Raw genomic sequence first — 1,309 nt, 5'->3', positions numbered from 1 at the left:
GGGATAATAATGTTGTGTTGGTCATCAGGCTTCTCCAGGATGCGCCAGGTTGAAGTCTGATGATCTTCGTCGGCGTGGCGGTAGCGTAGCGTCGCTGACGACAGGATCGAACAGCGATGCACTAATCATGCTTAGGGTTTCCCATAGCGAGTGCCCCATGCACTGGGCTTGTCGGTACAAGACGATAAGCAGGTGGGCGATCAAGGCGGTAATGAGTTGCAGTCGGACCGCATTGCTGCTACGTCCGAAAAAGCTCTTGATCTTCAGGTGCTGCTTGATCCACTTGAAAAATAATTCGATCTCCCACCGTTCTTTGTAACGTTGGGCGATGTCGGATGCTGAGCTGTCGAGGTCGTTCGTGGCCAGAACAAGGGCGGTAGCCTTATCTGCCCGACGAACAGTGACGCGACGCAGGAATTTGTCGTAGTGGTTGATTCGCTTGCCGCTTGGACGTCTACGCTTGAAGCGCACGATCTCGTCACGTAAAACGACATCCTGTTCTGCCGCCGGGATGGCGCGCTCTTCCTGCGTAACCAAGGCCGCATTGTCCTTGAACCGGGTGACGAAACATGATCCAGCGGCATCGATCTGTTTCCACCAGTTGTAATTGCAGTAGCCCTTGTCGAACACGTAAAGGGCACCGGGTTCCAGTGGCAAGGACGCGGCTTGGTCGACATCGTTGACGTTGGGGGCACTAAAGCTGTACCACTGAGGAGCTTTTGTTTTCAGGTCCAGCAAGACATGCAGTTTGATTCCTTGGGTATTGCGCGTTCGATTGGCCAGCGTCCAATGGTCAAATTGCCGACCCTTGAGCGTGAACGACGTAGAGTCGAGTAGATAGGTCAGCGCCTTAGCCTCACGATGCGCCTTGCGCGACACTTGTGCGATCAGACGGGCAGCCATTTCGTTAAAAACGACGATTGAGCGCCTTTCGTTTGCATCAGCCAAGGTCGTGCGCCGGATGACACCAGCTTTCAAGGCCTCATGATGTTGAGCATGGCTATTAAAGCTCAGCTCGAGGACACGCAAGCTGCTGGCACCGCTGAGCTGGGCGTAGACCAACGCCACCAGATGCTTCCAGCACGTGAAGTGCTTGCAGTACTTGTCTGCGTGGTGCCTGATGACGGCCCGATCAAATTCTTTACGTGGCAGCCCCTTTAAGACTGCGTCGAAAGTGAGTATTGTGGACATGGGTTGCAGGTTTTGGTCAGTGAGCCTAGGAACTCGGGACGTACAGATGTACGCCCCAAAACCATTACCTGCAACCTCATCAGCTACCTCTCTTCCGTAGCTGCTCTTCCTTATTTAT

At 53.9% G+C, this 1,309-nt stretch carries 1 protein-coding gene; it reads right to left on the bottom strand.

The window, feature by feature from the left end; translation table 11 throughout:
• Positions 1–24 precede the first annotated feature (24 nt).
• Positions 25–1,191, bottom strand: coding sequence for an IS4 family transposase (locus QPK32_RS26420; RefSeq protein WP_290415755.1), 1,167 nt, complete (start codon positions 1,189–1,191; stop codon positions 25–27).
• Positions 1,192–1,309: the final 118 nt, after the last annotated feature.

This window comes from Massilia sp. YIM B02763 (assembly GCF_030412015.1).
GTDB lineage: Bacteria > Pseudomonadota > Gammaproteobacteria > Burkholderiales > Burkholderiaceae_D > Telluria.
The sequence above is the reverse complement of the archived record's forward strand: the minus strand, read 5'-3'. Positions and strand labels throughout refer to the sequence as shown.

What these genes read in the sequence shown, in the direction of transcription:
- QPK32_RS26420 (WP_290415755.1), bottom strand. Translation starts at nt 1,191, where the DNA reads ATGTCCACAATACTCACTTTCGACGCAGTCTTAAAGGGGCTGCCACGT.